Origin of the sequence: Mycolicibacterium neoaurum ATCC 25795, assembly GCF_000691525.1 — a bacterium.
GTDB lineage: Bacteria > Actinomycetota > Actinomycetes > Mycobacteriales > Mycobacteriaceae > Mycobacterium > Mycobacterium neoaurum.
Genome location: NZ_JMDW01000031.1, coordinates 21,144 through 37,249 on the forward strand (window position 1 = coordinate 21,144; position 16,106 = coordinate 37,249).

Genomic DNA, 16,106 nt, shown 5'->3' on the forward strand with positions numbered 1-16,106 from the left:
TCCGGGTATCCGGCGCCAGCCGCGCGGAGCCCGGATCAGGGTGACGGGGATATCAGCCGACACGGCGGGCCGTCCTTCGTGCGGCGCGGACCTCACGCAGGCCGGCCGGCGCCGCGTTGTCGAGGTCCGAGCCGGCATAGTGGCGGAACACGTCCTCCAGCGTGGCATCCTTGCCGACGGTCGACTTCAGCTCGAAGGGTGTGCCCTCGGCCTGCAGCCGGCCGTGGTGCATCAGGACAACACGGTCGCACAGGGCGTCCGCCTCGCCCATGTAGTGCGTCGTCAGCAATACCGCCATCCCGAAGTCGTGCTGCATACGCTCGACCTGATCCCAGACACTGTCGCGGGCAATCGGATCCAGACCCACTGTCGGTTCGTCGAGGAGGAGTAGCGAGGGGCGGTTCACCAGCGCCTGCGCGAGCTCGAGACGACGCACCATACCGCCGGAGAAGCTGCCCGCGGGTTTGTCGGCGACAGCGGTCAGGCCCATCGCCTCGATCGCCTCGGCCACCCTGGTGGCACGATCCCGGCGTCCGATGTCGTAGAGGCGGGCGAACAATTCGACATTCTGCCGACCCGTCAACGCCGCCTCTATCGAGAGTTGTTGCGGTACATAGCCGATGTTGTAACGGATATCCATGGTGTCGCGGCGGGCGTCCAGCCCGAAGATGTGGACCTGCCCCTGCTGGATCGGGGTGAGGGTGGTCAGTACGCGGATGGCGGTGGTCTTGCCTGCCCCGTTGGGCCCGAGCAGGCCGACCGTCTCGCCCGGTCGGACCAGCAGGTCCAGCCCGTCCACCGCGGTGAACTTGCCGTATCGATGGGTGAGTCCGCGACAGTCGATGGCCGGCGCGGTCATGGGTTGTCCTCCTGCAGGATCCGGGTGAGCTCGGTGAGGACGTCCAGTCCGGCGGTGAGCGCGGCGATCTGGTCGTCGTCGAGTCGGTCCAATGCCCCCGCCAGTGCGGCACGTCTGGCTTCGCGGGACCGGTCGGCGATCTGCTGCGCGGCGGGCGCGAGCCGCAACCGGCCCACCCGGCGGTCGCTGCTGTCCACCGAACGGATCAGCAGGTCGTCGGCGGCCAACCGGGAGACCAACGTGGAGGCCGTGTTGGCGGCCAGGCAGAGTTCGGCGGCCGCCTCGCGCACCGACACCCCCGGTCGGCGACCGACGAGTCGCAACAGCTCGATCTGCGACTGGGTCAGACCGTCGTTGTCGAAACCGCCGGCCGTGCCTCGTGTGGATCGGCGCAACTGGCGACGGAATCGTCCGACGACGCCGAACAATTCGCCGGCCAGATCGGTGCGGGTGCGCATGGCTCACACATTACCTCTGTTACAGAGCTATCTGTATGCGCGATGATGGGCGGATGCCGCAGTACCGCACGCTGCTGACCACCGTCGAGGGTGGCGTCGCGACCGTGACGCTGCACCGCCCGGCTGCACGGAACGCCTTCGGTGCCGGGATGGGCGAGGAACTGGCCGACGCGTTGACCCGCTTCGGAGTCGATGACGGCGTCCGCGTGATCGTGCTCACCGGCACGCCGCCGGCCTTCTGCGCCGGGGCCGACCTGTCCGCGGGAGAGCACACCTTCGCCGCACCCGGGTCGACGTTTCGCGCGGCAGGGTTGTCGGTACCGGCCTGGACGTTGTCGAAGCCGGTGATCGCGGCCGTCAACGGCCATGCGATCGGTCTGGGACTCACGCTGGCGCTGCAATGCGATATCCGGATCTTCGCCGCCGACGCCCGATATGGCGTGGTGCAGGTGCGGCGCGGTGTCGTCGGCGACGCCTACTCGCACTGGGTGCTACCGCGCCTGGTCGGTATCGCCAATGCCGCCGAGATCCTGCTGACCGGGGCGACTTTCGGCGGCCACCGCGCGGTCCAGCTCGGGCTGGGCAGCCGGGTGCTCCCCGCCGACGAGGTGTTGCCGGCGGCGTTGGAGATGGCCGCGGACATCGCGGCCAACACCGCTCCGATGTCGGTTGCGGCCAGCAAACGCCTGCTGTGGGACTCCTTTGATCTCACCCGCGAGCAGGTCGGACAGCGGGAAACAGACATCCACCTGGCGCTGATGGCCCACGATGATGCGGCCGAGGGGGTGCGGGCTCAGCTCGCCGGACGACCACCGAACTGGACGGGCCGGCCCGTGGACCCTACTCGGTGACCTCGACGCCGCGCGCCCGCAGCAGGGCCACCGCCTCGGCGGTGGTATCCGCGGCGACTCCCGCGCACAGCGGTAACAGCACGCGCGTGCGCAACCCGGCGGCCGCGGCGTCCAGTGCGGTCGCGCGCACGCAGTAGTCGGTGGCTATACCCACCACGTCCACCGCGTCCACACCTCGGCGGGCCAGCCAATCGGTCAGCGAGGTGCCATCGGCATCGGTGCCCTCGAAACCGCTGTAGGCGGCCGAGAACTCACCCTTGGTGAACACCGCCTCGACCGCGGCGGGATCGAGATTCTCGTGGAAGTCCACCCCTGGGGTGCCGACCACGCAGTGCCTCGGCCAGGACACCCGATAGTCCGGGTCATCGGAGAAATGCTCACCGGGGTCGATGTGGAAATCCATGGTCGCGACCACGTGGTCGTAGTCGTGTCCGGTGAGCAGGCCGGTGATCGCGCCGGCCACCGCGGCACCACCTTCGACGGCCAACGAACCGCCCTCACAGAAATCCTTCTGCACATCCACCACGATCAGCGCACGCATGCAGACAACCGTATCGCTCAGCCGCCGAAGAGCAGATAGAGCCCGAGGAATGTGTAGCCCACCATGACCAGCATCATCGCCAGCTGCCCGGTCATCTGATGCCCCTTGGGCAGTACCCGAAGCGCGCGGTCGTGGGCGGCCACGACCCCCGCCACATGCCCGAGCAGCACGAAGCCCACCTTGAGCGATGCCAGCAGCGACGGATGCATGGACAGCAGGTAATAGACCTGCGCCTCCTGCAGTCCGAGCAACGCGTGCACCGTCTGCTGACCCTTCTCGATCAGGTAGGTCAGGTAGTGGGCGAACACGTATCCGATGACGATGGGTATCAGCGAGTGCGCCATCAACCCCGGCAGTTGCCTGCGGCGCGCGCGATCCACCCCACCGGTGGCGGCGGCCGCCAGGCTGAACGTCACGCCGACGGTGATGACGAAGACCCCCAGCCCGGCCGTCTTGATGACGCTGGCTCCCCACGGTCCGTCGGCGTGGGCGTCGACGAAACTGCGCCATCCGGGGATGGCCGAGAAACTGTCGAAAGCGGTGGAGCCCAACAGAACCGCCAGCACGGCGACGATGCCCGGGCGGACCGGCAAAGACAGCAGTCGGTCGAACGGGTTGCCGATGGCGATGCGACCGTCCGGATTACGCCGCCATGGTGCGCACCGCGAGGCGACCATGCTGTACACCTCGAACGGGTCGGCTCGTGCACACCAGCGTGGACCGCACACGAGCGCACCGACGATGGTGATCCCGAAGTACACCACTAGCCAGATCTTCACCGCCGCAAGTGATCCTGGATCGGGACTGGCCAACTCAAGCCAGACGAAGGCGAACAACCCGGCCGCTGCCGGCCAGTAGCCCAGCCGGGCTGGGTAGCTGATGCGCTCGCCACGCACCCGCAGCAGGCGGGTGATGGTGCGGACCGGTGACAGCACCCGCCACACCGGTCCGGACAGTACCGACACCGCCACCAACCCGACCCACAGCAGCACGTAGAACACCCCGGGCAGGGCATTGCGGGAATCCTGCGGTCCGGTCACGGCCGCGACGGTGACCCAGGCGGTGAACGCGATACCGGCACCGGCCAGCACCCAGCGCGTGACGGCAGAGTCCACCATTCGGGTCACCGCGTCGGGCAGCGGGCGTCCGGGTGCTTCGGCATCGAATCGCGGTGTACGCCAGGCCAGAGCGACCAGGGCGAAGGTGAAGGTGAGGGTCCAGGCGGCGCCGATCAGCGCGTAGGTGAACGGGATGGGCAGGTCGGTCGAACCGCCGAGCCCGTGCGCCAGTACCGTCACTGCACCGCGATGGTGGCGACGACGCGATGCGCCTCGTGCAGTTCCACGTCGACCTTTCCGGGTACCTCGACGGTGAACTGGAACGTCTGCGCCGGACCCGGTTTCACCTCGAAGGAGTGTTCGGGAGTGGCGTGGACGTGCAGTTCGTCGGGTGTGTCGCTGGTGACCCGGATCAGTATCGGCTCACCGACACGCGCCTGCAGCTGCTGGTTGGTCGGGGTGACCTGGCCGCCTGCGATGGTGACCTCGAGCAGGACCTGTTCCGGTGCCGCCTGCTGGTCGGTGAGGGCCGGGACTGCGGACGAGGCGGGCTGGGCCGTCTCGTCGGGACGGTCAGGTGGCTGGCTGCTGCATCCCACCGATACCAATGCCGCGGTGGCCAACACGATCAATGACCGCAAACTACGTCCTCTCCTCGTTGGTGTCTTCGCCGTCGTCGGGGGTGCGCCGGTCCCGGATCGCCACGTAGGCGACGACGCCGGCGACCACGACCGCGGGCGCGAAGGCAGGCAGCGCCAACAGCAGCGAATGGTCGGCCAGGTATGTCATCGACGCGTTCAGTGTTGTGGCACCGGATGTTTGGGTGCGGACTCGGTGTCCACCCGCATCTCTCGGTCGTTGATCCGACCCGCGCCCCAGCTCAATGCCGCGATCAGGATGAGCGAGCACAGCAGGACCACCAGGGAGGCCGCGGTGAACAACCAGCTCGGCACCTCGAGGTTCCGCTCACGCTGCAGGATCTCGATCTCCTGGACGAACGGTCGATCGATCGACTGCTCGGCAGGCAGTTCGGTGGCACCGATCCCCGGATCGGCGGGCAGGAAGACCGGCACAGCGGCCATGGTCCGGCCGTCCTGGACGCGGACCAGCGTCTTCCAGGTACCCCACACCGGGATCGGGCGGGTGGTGCGGTAGTGCCCTGGTCCGAGCCGTTCCAGGTGGTCGACCACCAGCCCGCGCTCGTTGTCCAGTCCGCCCTGCCAGGACAGCATCGACACCCACTCCGGGTCCTCGCTGATCAGGTCGGCGGGAGTGACGCGAATATCGGCGCTGACCATCCGCTGTCCGGCGGGGCTTGGCAGTTCGGTCAGGGTGATCTGCGCACTGGCGTTCTGCGGCACCGAGATGTTCAACCCGTTGCCCACGGCGGCACCGATGGTCAGCACGGTCGCCACGATGATGCCGATGCTCAGCGCGCGTTTGGGCAGTGGTCGCCCGGTGAGCACGATGCCCAGCAGTGCGCCGCACATACCCATCAGAATGGCGACGGGCGCGGCGGTGAGCAGGGTCTCGATCCACATCGAGGTGGGCCACGGATACATGAAGACGGCGTCGATCCAGAAAGACTCCAGCCACAATCCGACCGTCCCGATGGCGGCACCGGCCACCGCGCCGAACACGATGGGGCGCTTGATCAACGGAGTGAGTGCCAGCAGCTCGACCACCAGGGCCGGGCCGAGATACAGGGCGAACCAGCTATAGGGCGCACCGAGCACCGGGCCGACGGCCACGGCGACGATGCCGCGGATCAGCAATGCGAACAGTACGGCCGCGATGGCCGCGCCGCGACCCATGGTGATGCGCGCGGCGATCAGCGCCAGCGCGGCCGCCGCGGCGACCAGCATGGGGTGCAGGACCAGCCGGAACTGCTCGATGCCGAAGTCGTATTCGACGGGGAAGACCGACATGCCGATGACCAGTCCGCCGAAGGCGAAGTACCGCAGGATCGTTGGCAGTGAGCTGTCATCCGTCGCCGTTCCGGACGCCAGCCTGCCCTCGTGTTCGAGCAGCAGCACCGCGACCAGGGACAGGCCGGCCCCACCGATCAGCATCAGATGCGTCGGCCCCCAGAGCGTGACGTCCTGGCCGAAGATGCGGTGCCACACGTCATCGAGCGGGAACCCGATGAGCGCGTACAGACCGCAGGCGGCCATCAGGATGCCGCCCACCGGGGCGTACCAGGTTCTGGTGATCTTGATGGCCGCGGGCCCGGGCTTCTCGTGGGGCAGAATGATCGCCATCGAACCGGCGATGAACAGCAGGAACAGTCCGACCAGGATGAAGTAGTGCGCCGGGTTGGCCAGCGGGCCGGAGTCGCGGCCCTTGCCGATGTGCAGGCTGACATCCCAGATGAACCCGAACATGGCGCAGATGATCGTCGAGGTGAACAGCAGTGTGGGAAGGGCCACCCAGGCGGGCCGGTTCATCTTGGCGCCGACCTTGTCGCCGAGGTTGCCCAGCCAGGTGATCCGGCGGGTGCGGTGCAGGATGCCGATCCACAGCAGCCCCGCGGTGATGATGGCGGTCGCGATCGAGATACCGATGATCTGGTCCAGCGCGGCGCCACCGCCCTCGGTGGCCTCCACTGCCAAGACTGACAACGTGCCTGCCATCTGCACCCCCGATTTAGTCGCCGTCGACGTTCTTACTGGCCGGTAATGTTGCCAGAATCAGTTATCCGAAACCAGAGGTACCGGGTCACGATTAGCCTCGGTCTCGATGAAGCTCGCCGGTTATCGCCTACGGCAACGCGACGGCATCAGTTGCGGTCCCACCGTCGCTGTGGTTGCCGCTGCGTTGCTGGACGACGGTTACCGGTCGCAGCTGCAGGCGGGTTCCGGGTGGTTCGGCACCGAACAGGACATGGTGCATCGACTGGTGAACCGGGTCTGGCCGCGGCGGCTGGGGATGACCCCGCCGGGCGTGGCCGCTGCCATCGCCGATCGCTGCGGGGTGCGTTGTCGCTGGCGGATCGCGCGCGCAGTGCTGCCCGGACGAGTGGACGTGCTGGCCGATGTGCTGGACACCCTGCGCGCCGGCGCTCCGGTACCCATGCTGATCGGGCATCTCATCCCACGGCACTGGGTCCTGATCGTCGCGGTGACCGGGGAACGGTTGCGCTGCTTCGATCCCGCGTCCGGCGCACTGGGCGAGGTCACCGTTTCGGCTGTCCGGCAAGCGCAACTGGAGGGGCTCGGATTCGGCAGACCGTTCGCTTTCGTGCTACCGATCCGACCAGGGCCGCGTTGCGCCCCCCTGCGCGTCGAACTATAGTCTGGACACATGTCCAGCATGCCTGCGCCGCAGTTCAGCGGATTGAGCTGACGTGCGCATTGCTCTTCTCTCCTACCGCAGCAAGCCCCATTGCGGTGGTCAGGGCGTCTACGTCAGGTATCTGTCCCAGGGTCTCGCCGAGCTCGGCCATCAGGTCGAGGTGTTCTCCGGTCAGCCTTATCCGGAGGGACTCGATCCGCGCGTCCGGCTCACCAAGGTGCCCAGCCTGGATCTCTACCGCGAGCCCGACCCGTTCCGGGTTCCGCACCCGCGCGAGATCCGCGATCACATCGATCTGCTCGAACTGCTGACCATGTGGACGGCCGGGTTCCCCGAGCCCAAGACGTTCTGCATGCGGGTCAAGCGGATCATGGCCGAGCGGGGCGACGAGTTCGATGTCGTGCACGACAACCAGAGCCTGGGATCGGCGCTGCTGGGCATCGCGAACATGGGGCTGCCGGTCGTGGCCACGGTGCACCATCCGATCACCAGGGACCGGGTCCTCGAGGTGGCGGCCGCCGCGTGGTGGCGCAAGCCGCTGGTGCGGCGGTGGTACGCCTTTGCCGAGACGCAGAAAAAGGTCGCGCGCGCCATCCCCGAACTGCTGACGGTCTCCTCGACGTCGGCCGCTGATATCGCCGAGGATTTCGGGGTGGGCGCAGATCAGTTGCACGTGGTGCCGCTCGGGGTGGATACCGATCTGTTCACGCCGTCACCGACGCGGGTTCCCGGGCGCATCATCGCGATCGCCAGCGCCGACGTGCCGCTCAAGGGCGTCGGGAATCTGCTGCATGCGGTGGCCCGGTTGCGCGCCCATCACAACCTCGATGTGCAGCTGGTGTCCAAGCTCGAGCCCAACGGTCCGACCGAGAAGCTCATCGCCGAACTTGGCATCTCCGATATCGTGCACATCTCCAGCGGCCTGTCCGACGAGGATCTCGCCGCTCTGTTGGCTTCGGCCGAGATCGCCTGTATCCCTTCGCTGTACGAGGGTTTCTCGCTGCCGGCGGTCGAGGCGATGGCCAGTGGCACCCCGATCGTCGCCAGCCGGGCGGGCGCGCTGCCCGAGGTGCTGGGCGCCGAAGGCGAGTGCGCAAGGTTGGTGCCGCCCGCCGATGTCGATCAACTGACCACCGTGCTCGGTGAACTGCTCGATTCGCCTGCCGAGCGGCAGCGCCTCGGCGCGGCCGGCCGTCGCCGGGCCGTCGAGGTGTTCAGCTGGGAATCCGTTGCGGCGCAGACCGTCGCGGTGTACGAGCGAGCCGCCGAGAGAATCCAGAAAGGACGCACTGCGTGCTGACCGTCGACTTCGACAGACTTGGTATCGGCCCGGGGACATCGGTCATCGATGTCGGGTGCGGGGCCGGGCGGCATTCCTTCGAGGCCTACCGGCGGGGCGCGGACGTCATCGCCTTCGACCAGAGCGTCGAGGATCTCAATGACGTCGACGCGATCCTGACCGCGATGAAGGAGCAGGGTGAGGCTCCGGCCTCGGCACGCGCCGAGGCCGTCAAGGGTGATGCCCTCGATCTGCCCTACGCTGACGGAACCTTCGACTGTGTGATCGCCTCGGAGATCCTGGAGCATGTCCCCGCCGACGACGCGGCCATCGCCGAGCTGGTCCGGGTCCTCAAACCCGGCGGCGCGCTGGCGGTCACGGTGCCGCGCTGGCTGCCGGAAAAGGTCTGCTGGATGCTCTCGGACGAGTACCACGCCAATGAAGGCGGCCATATCCGCATCTACAAGGCCGATGAGCTGCGTGACAAGATCACCGGCCGGGGAATGAATTTCACCCACAGCGAGCATGCGCATTCACTGCACTCGCCGTTCTGGTGGCTCAAATGCGCTGTCGGCGTGGATAAGCCGGATCATCCGGTGGTCACCGCCTACCACAAGCTGCTGGTCTGGGACATGATGAGTCGGCCGTGGGTCACCAAGCAGGCCGAGGCCGCTTTGAATCCGCTGATCGGCAAGAGCGTCGCCCTCTACTTCCGCAAGCCCACGGTCTGAGATGACCGCCCACGAGATCCCCGGTGTCGCAGGTGTTCTGACACCCGAGCAGTGCCTTCAGACCGCGGTCTCCATCGCCGACACCCAAGAGACATCGGGTGCCATTCCGTGGTCCGTGGGCGGACACACCGATCCGTGGGATCACGTCGAGAATGCCATGGCGCTGACGGTGGCCGGACTGCTGGAGCCGGCCCGGGCGGCCTTCGAGTGGTGCCGGACGGCCCAACGGCCGGACGGATCCTGGCCGATCCAGCTGCGTAACGGCGTCGTCGAGGACGCCAACACCGACAGCAACTTCTGCGCCTATATCGCGACCGGTGTGTGGCACCACGTGTTGATCACCGGTGACCGCCGCTTCGCCGAGCTGATGTGGCCAACGGTGTCCCGCGCGATCGACCTGGTGCTGACGATGCAGCTCCCAGGTGGTGAGATCGGTTGGGCCAGAAGCGATGCCGGTCTGATCGAGGAGGCGCTGCTGACCGGCTGCGCGAGCATCTTCCACAGCATCCGGTGTGCGCTGGCGCTGGCCAACTATCTGGACGACCCGCAACCGGAGTGGGAGGTGGCACTCGGCCAGCTCGGCCACGCTATCGCCGAGCATCCGGAGTCGTTCAACGCCAAGGACTCCCACGCCATGGAGTGGTACTACCCGGTGCTCGGCGGTGCGCTGCGCGGGCACGTCGCGCAGGCCCGAATCGCCAGGCGCTGGGACGATTTCGTGGTCGATGGCCTCGGTATCCGCTGCGTGGACCATCGGCCGTGGGTCACCGGCGCCGAAACCTGCGAATTGGTGCTGACGCTGGACGCCATCGGTGACCGCGCCAGGGCTCACGAACAATTCGCCGCGATGCAGCATCTGCGCGAAGGAGACGGTTCGTACTGGACCGGACTGGTGTTCGCAGACGGGAAGCGTTGGCCCGAGGAGCGCACCACCTGGACCGGTGCGGCGATGATCCTGGCCGCCGACGCGTTGTCGAGCACCACCCCGGCCGCCGGTATTTTCCGGACCGACCTTCCGCGTGGGCTGGAGAGTGAATTCGACTGTGCCTGCGCCACATCCGGTCCGGCGGGCCGTTAGCGCCGTTCCAGCAGGCGCAGCGAGCCGGTAGCCGATACCTCGGCGAAATCGCCGGAATCGATGGCACGCCGGTAGATGTGGTACGGCGCCTGGCCGCCGTCGTTCGGGTGTGGGAACACGTCGTGGATCACCAGGGCGCCGCCGGGCGCCACCCATTTGGCCCATCCGTCGTAGTCCCGCTGGGCAGCCTCCTCGGTATGGCCCCCGTCGATGAACACGAATTGCACCGGTGTCGCCCAGACCTTGGCTACCACAGGCGATTTCCCGACGATGGCCACCACGTGCTCGTCGAGACCCGCGAGATCGAGGGTGTGCCGTGCGGTGGGCAGGGTGTCGAACCGGCCGGTGACCGGGTCGACCAAGCTGGTGTCGTGGTACTCCCAGCCGGGTTGGTGTTCCTCGGAACCGTGGTGGTGATCGACGGTGTAGATGATGCTGCCGGTCTGCTTGGCGGCCGCCCCGAGCAGCACGGTCGACTTGCCGCAGTACGTGCCGATCTCGATGCCGACCCCGCCGGCGAGGTAGCGCATGGCCGCGTCGTAGAGCGCACGCCCCTCGTCGGCGGGCAGGAAGCCGGTGACCTGCTCGGCGAACGCGAAGAGCCGGGCGGTTTCGGGCGGCAGGTCGGTCTGCGCGGTGCTCATGCCAGACAACCTACCGTTGCTGGTGGGCCGGGGTTGCAGTAGTGTCTGGACACGTGTCCGATGCGACTCTGGAGTCGACGCGCCGTCGGTTGAGTGCCAAACAGGCCGATACCGTCGATCGTCTCGGCAGGGCGGCGTTGGAGCTGCTGGCGAGCGACGGATTCGCGGCGTTGACGGTGCGCCGGGTGGCCGCGCAGGCCGGGGTCGGTGCCGCGACCGCCTACACCTACTTCTCGTCGAAGGAACACCTTGTTGCCGAGGTGTTCTGGCGTCGGCTCGCCGAATCGCCGCTGGCGGCCCACGAGTCCGAGGATCCGGCGACCAGGGTGTTGGAGGTGCTCGAGCACATTTCCGCGCTGGTGGCCGGCGAGCCGGAATTCGCGGGCGCGGTGACCAACGCGTTGCTCGGTAAGGATCCCGATGTGGACGCGCTGCGGGGGCGTATCGGCGCCGATATCCGAGGCCGCCTCGTGGCGGCGCTGGGGGCGGCGGTCGATGCCGATGTCATCGAGGCGCTCGAATTGCTCTACACCGGAACGCTGGTGTGGGCAGGCATGGGCTACGAGGACTATCCGGAGATCTCGCTGCGACTGCTGAAATCTGCGCGGCTGATCCTGCGTTGATCCGCGCCGGCGCCCAGGATCGCGGCGGAAGCGGTGATGGCCGGCGCCAGGATGCGTTGTACCGGTGCGCCGTCCTCGACGGTCAGGGCGGTGAGCTCGCGGAGCCCGCCGAGCAGGATCACCGCGAGTTCGCGGCTCACCGGTGCGATGTCCGCGCGCTGGAAGCCCGGACTGCTGGTCAAGTCGACGAGCATTTCGGTCAGGCCGGTCATCGCCGAACGCTGCACGGTGCGCACCGTCGCGCCGAGGGCGGGCAGTTCCCTGATCCAGCTCAGCATGATCGCGGGCCCGGCGTCGATGTGGGCGACGTAGGCCGAGGCGGCTTGCTCGATCTGGTCCCGCCAGGGTGCCTGCGGGTCCACGGCGGCGCGTATCTCGGCGATCAGTGCTTCATGGTCGGCGCGCAGCAGCTCGATGAAGCACTCTTCCTTGTCCGTGAACTCGGCGTAGAAGGTGCGCTTGGAGGTGCGGGCATGGCGCACGATATCGGCGACCGTGGTGGTGCGATAACCGCGCTCGGCGATCGAGGCGGCCAGCCCGTCGAGCAGGCGGATTCGAAACGACGTCTCGTCGCTCATCAAACCTCCTCGTCATTCGACTCTTGCCCCGTGCGGTACCGGGGAGTACCGTAGCTCACATCCCGTGGTACACCGCAGTACCACCAACCGGTCTGGAGTGTGGTCATGAGCGAAGCGACCGTCGAACGTATCGATACCCCCGCCATCAAACTGCCTCCTGGCCCGACCTTCAACCGAGCGGTCCTCGGCATCGGCTTCGCGTTGTTCCGCCGTCCGGTGGTCGCGCGCCTGGCCAGTCGGTACGGGCCGGCCTTCAGCATGCAGTTGCCGGTCTTCGGCCCGACGGTGATCGTCACCGACTCGCAGCTGGCCAAGCAGTTGTTCACGGCCAGCCCGGAGGATGTCGGCAACATCCAGCCCAATCTGTCGCGCATCCTCGGCCCGGGTTCGGTCTTCGCGCTCGATCGTGCTGAGCACCGCCGCCGCCGTAAGCTGCTCACCCCGCCGTTCCACGGTAAGAGCATCAAGAACTACGAACGGATCTTCGAGGAGGAGACACTGCGTGAATCGGCGAATTGGCCGATAGGGCAGGAGTTTCCGATTCTCGAACCGATGATGCGGATCACCCTCAACGCGATTCTGCGCGCCGTGTTCGGTGCCGACGGAGCTCATCTCGACGAACTGCGCCGGATCATTCCGCCGTGGGTGACGCTGGGCTCGCGGTGCGCGACCCTGCCCACTCCGAAGCGGGACTACGGTCGCTGGCATCCGTGGAGCCGGTTGGCCGAGTATCGCCGCCGCTACGACGAGGTGGTCGGCAGGCTCATCGACGAGGTCGCGGCCGATCCGCGTCTCGACGAGCGCGATGACGTGCTGGCCCTGTTGCTGCGCAGCAGCTACGAGGACGGCACCGCGATGTCGCGGCAGGACATCGCCGACGAACTGCTGACCCTGCTGGCGGCCGGTCACGAAACCACGGCCTCGACCATGGGGTGGGTGTTCGAGCGGATCAGCAGGCATCCCGATGTGCTGGCGCGGCTGGTGACCGAAGCGGCGGGAGATGACACCGCCAATGAGTACCGCCAAGCCGTCATCCTGGAGACCCAGCGTGTGCGCACCGTCATCGACTTCTCGGGGCGGCATGTCTATTCGCCGACCTTCGAACTAGGCGAGTGGGTCATCCCGCGCGGACATTCGATCGTGGTGAGTCTGTCGCAGCTGCACGAGCGTGAGTTCGACAACGCCGACCGGTTCGACCCGCAGCGCTTTGTCGGTAACCGTCCGCCGCTGGCCTGGGTGCCCTACGGCGGCGGGACCCGGCGCTGCGTCGGTGCCGTGTTCGCGAATGTGGAGATGGACGTCGTCCTGCGGACGGTGTTGCGGCACTTCACCCTTGCCATCACCACTGCGCCGGGGGAGAAGGTGCACTCCCGCGGAGTGGCCTTCACCCCCAAGCGCGGTGGGCGCGTGGTGCTACACGCCCGGTGAATCAGACTTCTGCGCGCTTGGGCAGCTTCCAGCCCGGGCGCGGGAAGTGGCAGGTGTACCCCGTCGGGTAGCGCACCAGATAGTCCTGATGCTCGGGCTCGGCCTCCCAGAAGGGAGCCTCCGGTACCACCTCGGTGACGACCTTTCCGGGCCAGAGGCCGGAGGCATCGACATCGGCGATGGTGTCCAGCGCGATCGACTTCTGCTCGTCATCGACATAGAAGATCGCCGACCGGTAGCTGGTGCCGACATCGTTGCCCTGACGGTTCTTCGTCGACGGGTCGTGGATCTGGAAGAAGAACTCCAGCAGTGCCCGGTAGTCGGTCTCGGCGGGGTCGTAGATGATCTCGATCGCCTCGGCATGGCCCGGGTGGTTGCGGTAGGTGGCGTGATCGTTCTCGCCGCCGGTGTAGCCCACCCGCGTCGACACGACCCCCGGCTGCTTACGAATCAGATCCTGCATGCCCCAGAAGCAGCCGCCGGCCAGAATGGCCTTCTGGAAGTCGCTCATGCGCTATCACTCCTTTGCTTCGGTTCACCATCCATTGTGCTCCGCCGTTACGGTGGAACCCATGCGTAGAGCTGTAACAACAGCGCTCGTCGGTCTAATCCACGCGGGCTGCCTGCTCACGGCCGGTTTTCCGGTCGCCTCGGCCAGTCCCGCGGATATCCCGCCCGAGGTTCCTGCCGACCCGGACCGGGTGGTGTTCGCTGACAATCCGCTGATCCTGAACCCACATGCCGCGGTGGTGGAGTCGTGGAGCCGCAGTGATGACGGGTTGCTGCTGAATTTCGTCTCCGGTGCCCGGGACTGTTTCGGCGTCCACGTCCTGGTCGACGAGACCCCGGAGGCCGTGACCGTCGATCTCAACGGCGGTATGCCACCCTCGTCGATCGGCCGGATGTGCATAGCGCAGGCTGTGCCCGGCAGTGTCGAGGTCCGCCTCGACGAACCGCTGGGTGACCGGGTGGTGCTGGCCGTTGCCAGAAATCTCGACAAACCCAGCTAGAACGTGTTCTAGTTTGTGATGTGACGCCATTCACCCGTGACGAATTGGCCGAGGCCTACACCACCTTCGAGAAGACCGTGGCTCGGGCCGCGACCACCAGGGACTGGGACCCGTGGGTGGACCAGTACACCCCCGATGTCGAGTACGTGGAGCATGCCGCAGGCACGATGCGTGGCCGGGAGCAGGTGCGGCCGTGGATCTGGAAGACGATGGAGACCTTCCCGGGTAACCACATGACCGCCTTTCCGTCGCTGTGGTCGGTGATCGACGAGGGCACCGCGCGGGTCATCTGCGAACTCGACAACCCCATGCGTGATCCCGGGGACGGCACCATCATCAGCGCCACCAATATCTCGATCCTCACCTATGCCGGTGACGGTCTGTGGCGCCGGCAGGAGGACATCTACAACCCGCTCCGGTTTGTCTCCGCGGCCATGAAGTGGTGCAGGAAGGCGCAGCAACTCGGGACCCTCGACGACGAGGCCGCCGAATGGATGAAGGGTATGGCGCGATGACGGAGACGTCCCCCGTCCTGGTGATCGGCGCGAACGGATATCTCGGTTCGCATCTGACCCGACAGCTGGTGGCCGACGGCCACGATGTGCGGGTGATGGTGCGCGCGGGCGCGAACACGATCGGTATCGACGACCTCGATGTGCAGCGCTTCGTCGGAGACATCTGGGACGACGACGTGCTGCGCGCCGCGATGACCGGTGCGCAGACGGTCTACTACTGCGTGGTGGACACCCGGGGCTGGTTGCGTGATCCGGCGCCACTGTTCCGCACCAATGTCGAGGGAACGCGCAACGTGCTGAACATCGCCGTCGAGCCCGAGATTGCCTCCGGTTTGCAGAAGTTCGTGTTCACCAGCAGCTATGCCACGGTCGGGCGGCGTCGCGGACGGACCGCCACCGAGAATGACGTGATCGGTCGCCGGGGGCTCACCCCGTATGTGCAGTCGCGGGTGCAGGCCGAGAACTTGGTGCTGTCGTATGCCCGTGAGCGGGGGTTGCCGGCGGTGGCGATGTGCGTGTCGACGACCTATGGCGGCAAGGACTGGGGGCGCACCCCGCATGGAGCGATCATCGCGGGCGCGGCCTTCGGAAAGTTGCCCTTCGTGATGAGCGGTATCGAGCTGGAGGCCGTCGGCGTCAACGATGCTGCGCGGGCGTTGATCCTGGCCGCCGAGAAGGGTCGTGTCGGTGAGCGGTATCTGATCTCGGAGAAGATGATCAGCAATGCCGAGGTGGCCAGGGTCGCGGCCGCGGCGGCCGGAGTCGCGCCGCCCGCGCGGTCGATCCCGTTACCGTTGACCTACGTGCTGGCCGCGCTGGGCACTGTCAAGGGGCGGTTGCGCAAGACCGACGAGAAGCTCTCGCTGGCATCTTTGCGATTGATGCGCGCCGAGGCACCGGTCGACTGCACCAAGGCTCGTAGCGAACTCGGTTGGGAGCCAGCGCCGGTGGAGGACTCCATCGCCGAGGCGGCTCGGTTCTGGGTTGAGCTGCGCAATTCGCGCAAGCGAACCTAGCCGGCGCCCGCTGGCCCTTCAGAAGGGTGGTGGGTGGGCGTTGATGTGGGCGCGGTTGTGTGCGCGTTCGTGGGCTATTCGGTAGGCCCGGTTCTGGGCGCGGGTGCGGGATCGTGTGGGGGCGGCCCGTTCTCGGCCCGGCG

The 16,106-nt window shown here is 67.1% G+C and carries 20 protein-coding genes; 10 read left to right on the forward strand and 10 right to left on the reverse strand.

What is annotated here, in order from left to right:
* Positions 1-52: 52 nt before the first annotated feature.
* Together IC40_RS0126030 and IC40_RS0126035 are read right to left on the reverse strand one after the other, a co-directional pair.
* On the reverse strand, positions 53-859 hold the full coding sequence (locus IC40_RS0126030) for an ATP-binding cassette domain-containing protein (RefSeq protein ID WP_030137583.1): 807 nt from the start codon (positions 857-859) through the stop codon (positions 53-55).
* Positions 856-1,317, reverse strand: coding sequence for a MarR family winged helix-turn-helix transcriptional regulator (locus IC40_RS0126035; RefSeq protein ID WP_030137584.1), 462 nt, complete (start codon positions 1,315-1,317; stop codon positions 856-858). The genes IC40_RS0126030 and IC40_RS0126035 overlap by 4 nt, the downstream gene beginning before the upstream one ends.
* 35 nt (positions 1,318-1,352) lie before the next feature.
* On the opposite strand from IC40_RS0126035, the gene IC40_RS0126040 reads away from it, so the two are divergent.
* Positions 1,353-2,168, forward strand: coding sequence for an enoyl-CoA hydratase/isomerase family protein (locus IC40_RS0126040; RefSeq protein WP_081843553.1), 816 nt, complete (start codon positions 1,353-1,355; stop codon positions 2,166-2,168).
* On the opposite strand, the gene IC40_RS0126045 is transcribed toward IC40_RS0126040, so the two are convergent.
* From IC40_RS0126045 to IC40_RS0126065, 5 genes are read right to left on the reverse strand one after another with little or no spacing between them, the layout of a single operon-like run.
* Positions 2,158-2,709: an isochorismatase family protein gene (locus IC40_RS0126045; RefSeq protein ID WP_030137586.1), complete on the reverse strand. Its 552-nt coding sequence runs from the start codon at positions 2,707-2,709 to the stop codon at positions 2,158-2,160. The genes IC40_RS0126040 and IC40_RS0126045 overlap by 11 nt on opposite strands.
* A gap of 17 nt (positions 2,710-2,726) precedes the next feature.
* Complete coding sequence (locus tag IC40_RS0126050) at positions 2,727-4,007, reverse strand: hypothetical protein (RefSeq protein ID WP_030137587.1); 1,281 nt, start codon at positions 4,005-4,007, stop codon at positions 2,727-2,729.
* Complete coding sequence (locus IC40_RS0126055) at positions 4,004-4,408, reverse strand: hypothetical protein (RefSeq protein ID WP_030137588.1); 405 nt, start codon at positions 4,406-4,408, stop codon at positions 4,004-4,006. The genes IC40_RS0126050 and IC40_RS0126055 overlap by 4 nt, the downstream gene beginning before the upstream one ends.
* A gap of 1 nt (position 4,409) precedes the next feature.
* On the reverse strand, positions 4,410-4,556 hold the full coding sequence (locus IC40_RS28085; RefSeq protein WP_090559376.1) for a hypothetical protein: 147 nt from the start codon (positions 4,554-4,556) through the stop codon (positions 4,410-4,412).
* Between the two features lie 8 nt (positions 4,557-4,564).
* Positions 4,565-6,400, reverse strand: coding sequence for a hypothetical protein (locus IC40_RS0126065; protein WP_030137589.1), 1,836 nt, complete (start codon positions 6,398-6,400; stop codon positions 4,565-4,567).
* A gap of 106 nt (positions 6,401-6,506) precedes the next feature.
* Here IC40_RS0126065 and IC40_RS0126070 point away from each other — a divergent pair, with 106 nt between their 5' ends.
* The 4 genes from IC40_RS0126070 to IC40_RS0126085 are packed head-to-tail and all read left to right on the forward strand — an operon-like array spanning position 6,507 to position 10,149.
* Positions 6,507-7,061: a hypothetical protein gene (locus tag IC40_RS0126070; RefSeq protein WP_030137590.1), complete on the forward strand. Its 555-nt coding sequence runs from the start codon at positions 6,507-6,509 to the stop codon at positions 7,059-7,061.
* 52 nt (positions 7,062-7,113) lie between these two features.
* Positions 7,114-8,361 carry an MMP alpha-(1->4)-mannosyltransferase gene (locus tag IC40_RS0126075; protein ID WP_030137591.1) on the forward strand — a complete coding sequence of 416 codons (1,248 nt, stop codon included), beginning with the start codon at positions 7,114-7,116 and terminating at the stop codon, positions 8,359-8,361.
* The gene (locus IC40_RS0126080; RefSeq protein ID WP_030137592.1) at positions 8,355-9,071 is read left to right on the forward strand and encodes a class I SAM-dependent methyltransferase; all 717 of its coding nucleotides are present in this window, start codon (positions 8,355-8,357) and stop codon (positions 9,069-9,071) included. The genes IC40_RS0126075 and IC40_RS0126080 overlap by 7 nt, the downstream gene beginning before the upstream one ends.
* Position 9,072: 1 nt before the next feature.
* Complete coding sequence (locus tag IC40_RS0126085; RefSeq protein WP_030137593.1) at positions 9,073-10,149, forward strand: MMP endo-(1,4)-3-O-methyl-alpha-D-mannosidase; 1,077 nt, start codon at positions 9,073-9,075, stop codon at positions 10,147-10,149.
* Here the strand turns inward: IC40_RS0126085 and IC40_RS0126090 are convergent.
* Complete coding sequence (locus IC40_RS0126090; protein WP_030137594.1) at positions 10,146-10,793, reverse strand: class I SAM-dependent methyltransferase; 648 nt, start codon at positions 10,791-10,793, stop codon at positions 10,146-10,148. The genes IC40_RS0126085 and IC40_RS0126090 overlap by 4 nt on opposite strands.
* Positions 10,794-10,846: 53 nt before the next feature.
* Here IC40_RS0126090 and IC40_RS0126095 point away from each other — a divergent pair, with 53 nt between their 5' ends.
* Positions 10,847-11,416 (forward strand): TetR/AcrR family transcriptional regulator, encoded by a 570-nt coding sequence (locus IC40_RS0126095; protein WP_030137595.1) that lies wholly within the window; start codon positions 10,847-10,849, stop codon positions 11,414-11,416.
* Here IC40_RS0126095 and IC40_RS0126100 read toward each other — a convergent pair.
* A complete protein-coding gene (locus tag IC40_RS0126100; protein ID WP_030137596.1) occupies positions 11,362-11,994 on the reverse strand; it encodes a TetR/AcrR family transcriptional regulator in 633 nt (210 codons plus the stop codon). The two genes, IC40_RS0126095 and IC40_RS0126100, sit on opposite strands and share 55 nt — an antisense overlap.
* Positions 11,995-12,099: 105 nt before the next feature.
* On the opposite strand from IC40_RS0126100, the gene IC40_RS0126105 reads away from it, so the two are divergent.
* Entirely contained in the window at positions 12,100-13,422 is a 1,323-nt protein-coding gene (locus tag IC40_RS0126105) for a cytochrome P450 (protein ID WP_030137597.1), read from the forward strand.
* A 1-nt stretch (position 13,423) separates the two neighbouring features.
* Here IC40_RS0126105 and msrA read toward each other — a convergent pair whose 3' ends face one another.
* Positions 13,424-13,933 (reverse strand): peptide-methionine (S)-S-oxide reductase MsrA, encoded by a 510-nt coding sequence (gene msrA / locus IC40_RS0126110; RefSeq protein WP_030137598.1) that lies wholly within the window; start codon positions 13,931-13,933, stop codon positions 13,424-13,426.
* Between the two features lie 61 nt (positions 13,934-13,994).
* Here msrA and IC40_RS0126115 point away from each other — a divergent pair, with 61 nt between their 5' ends.
* Genes IC40_RS0126115 through IC40_RS0126125 form a run of 3 tightly spaced genes read left to right on the forward strand, consistent with a single transcriptional unit; the run spans position 13,995 to position 15,963 of the window.
* A complete protein-coding gene (locus tag IC40_RS0126115; RefSeq protein WP_030137599.1) occupies positions 13,995-14,432 on the forward strand; it encodes a hypothetical protein in 438 nt (145 codons plus the stop codon).
* Positions 14,433-14,452: 20 nt separating this feature from the next.
* Positions 14,453-14,947 carry a nuclear transport factor 2 family protein gene (locus IC40_RS0126120; protein ID WP_030137600.1) on the forward strand — a complete coding sequence of 165 codons (495 nt, stop codon included), beginning with the start codon at positions 14,453-14,455 and terminating at the stop codon, positions 14,945-14,947.
* Entirely contained in the window at positions 14,944-15,963 is a 1,020-nt protein-coding gene (locus IC40_RS0126125; protein WP_030137601.1) for an NAD-dependent epimerase/dehydratase family protein, read from the forward strand. The genes IC40_RS0126120 and IC40_RS0126125 overlap by 4 nt, the downstream gene beginning before the upstream one ends.
* The last annotated feature ends 143 nt before the right edge of the window (positions 15,964-16,106 follow it).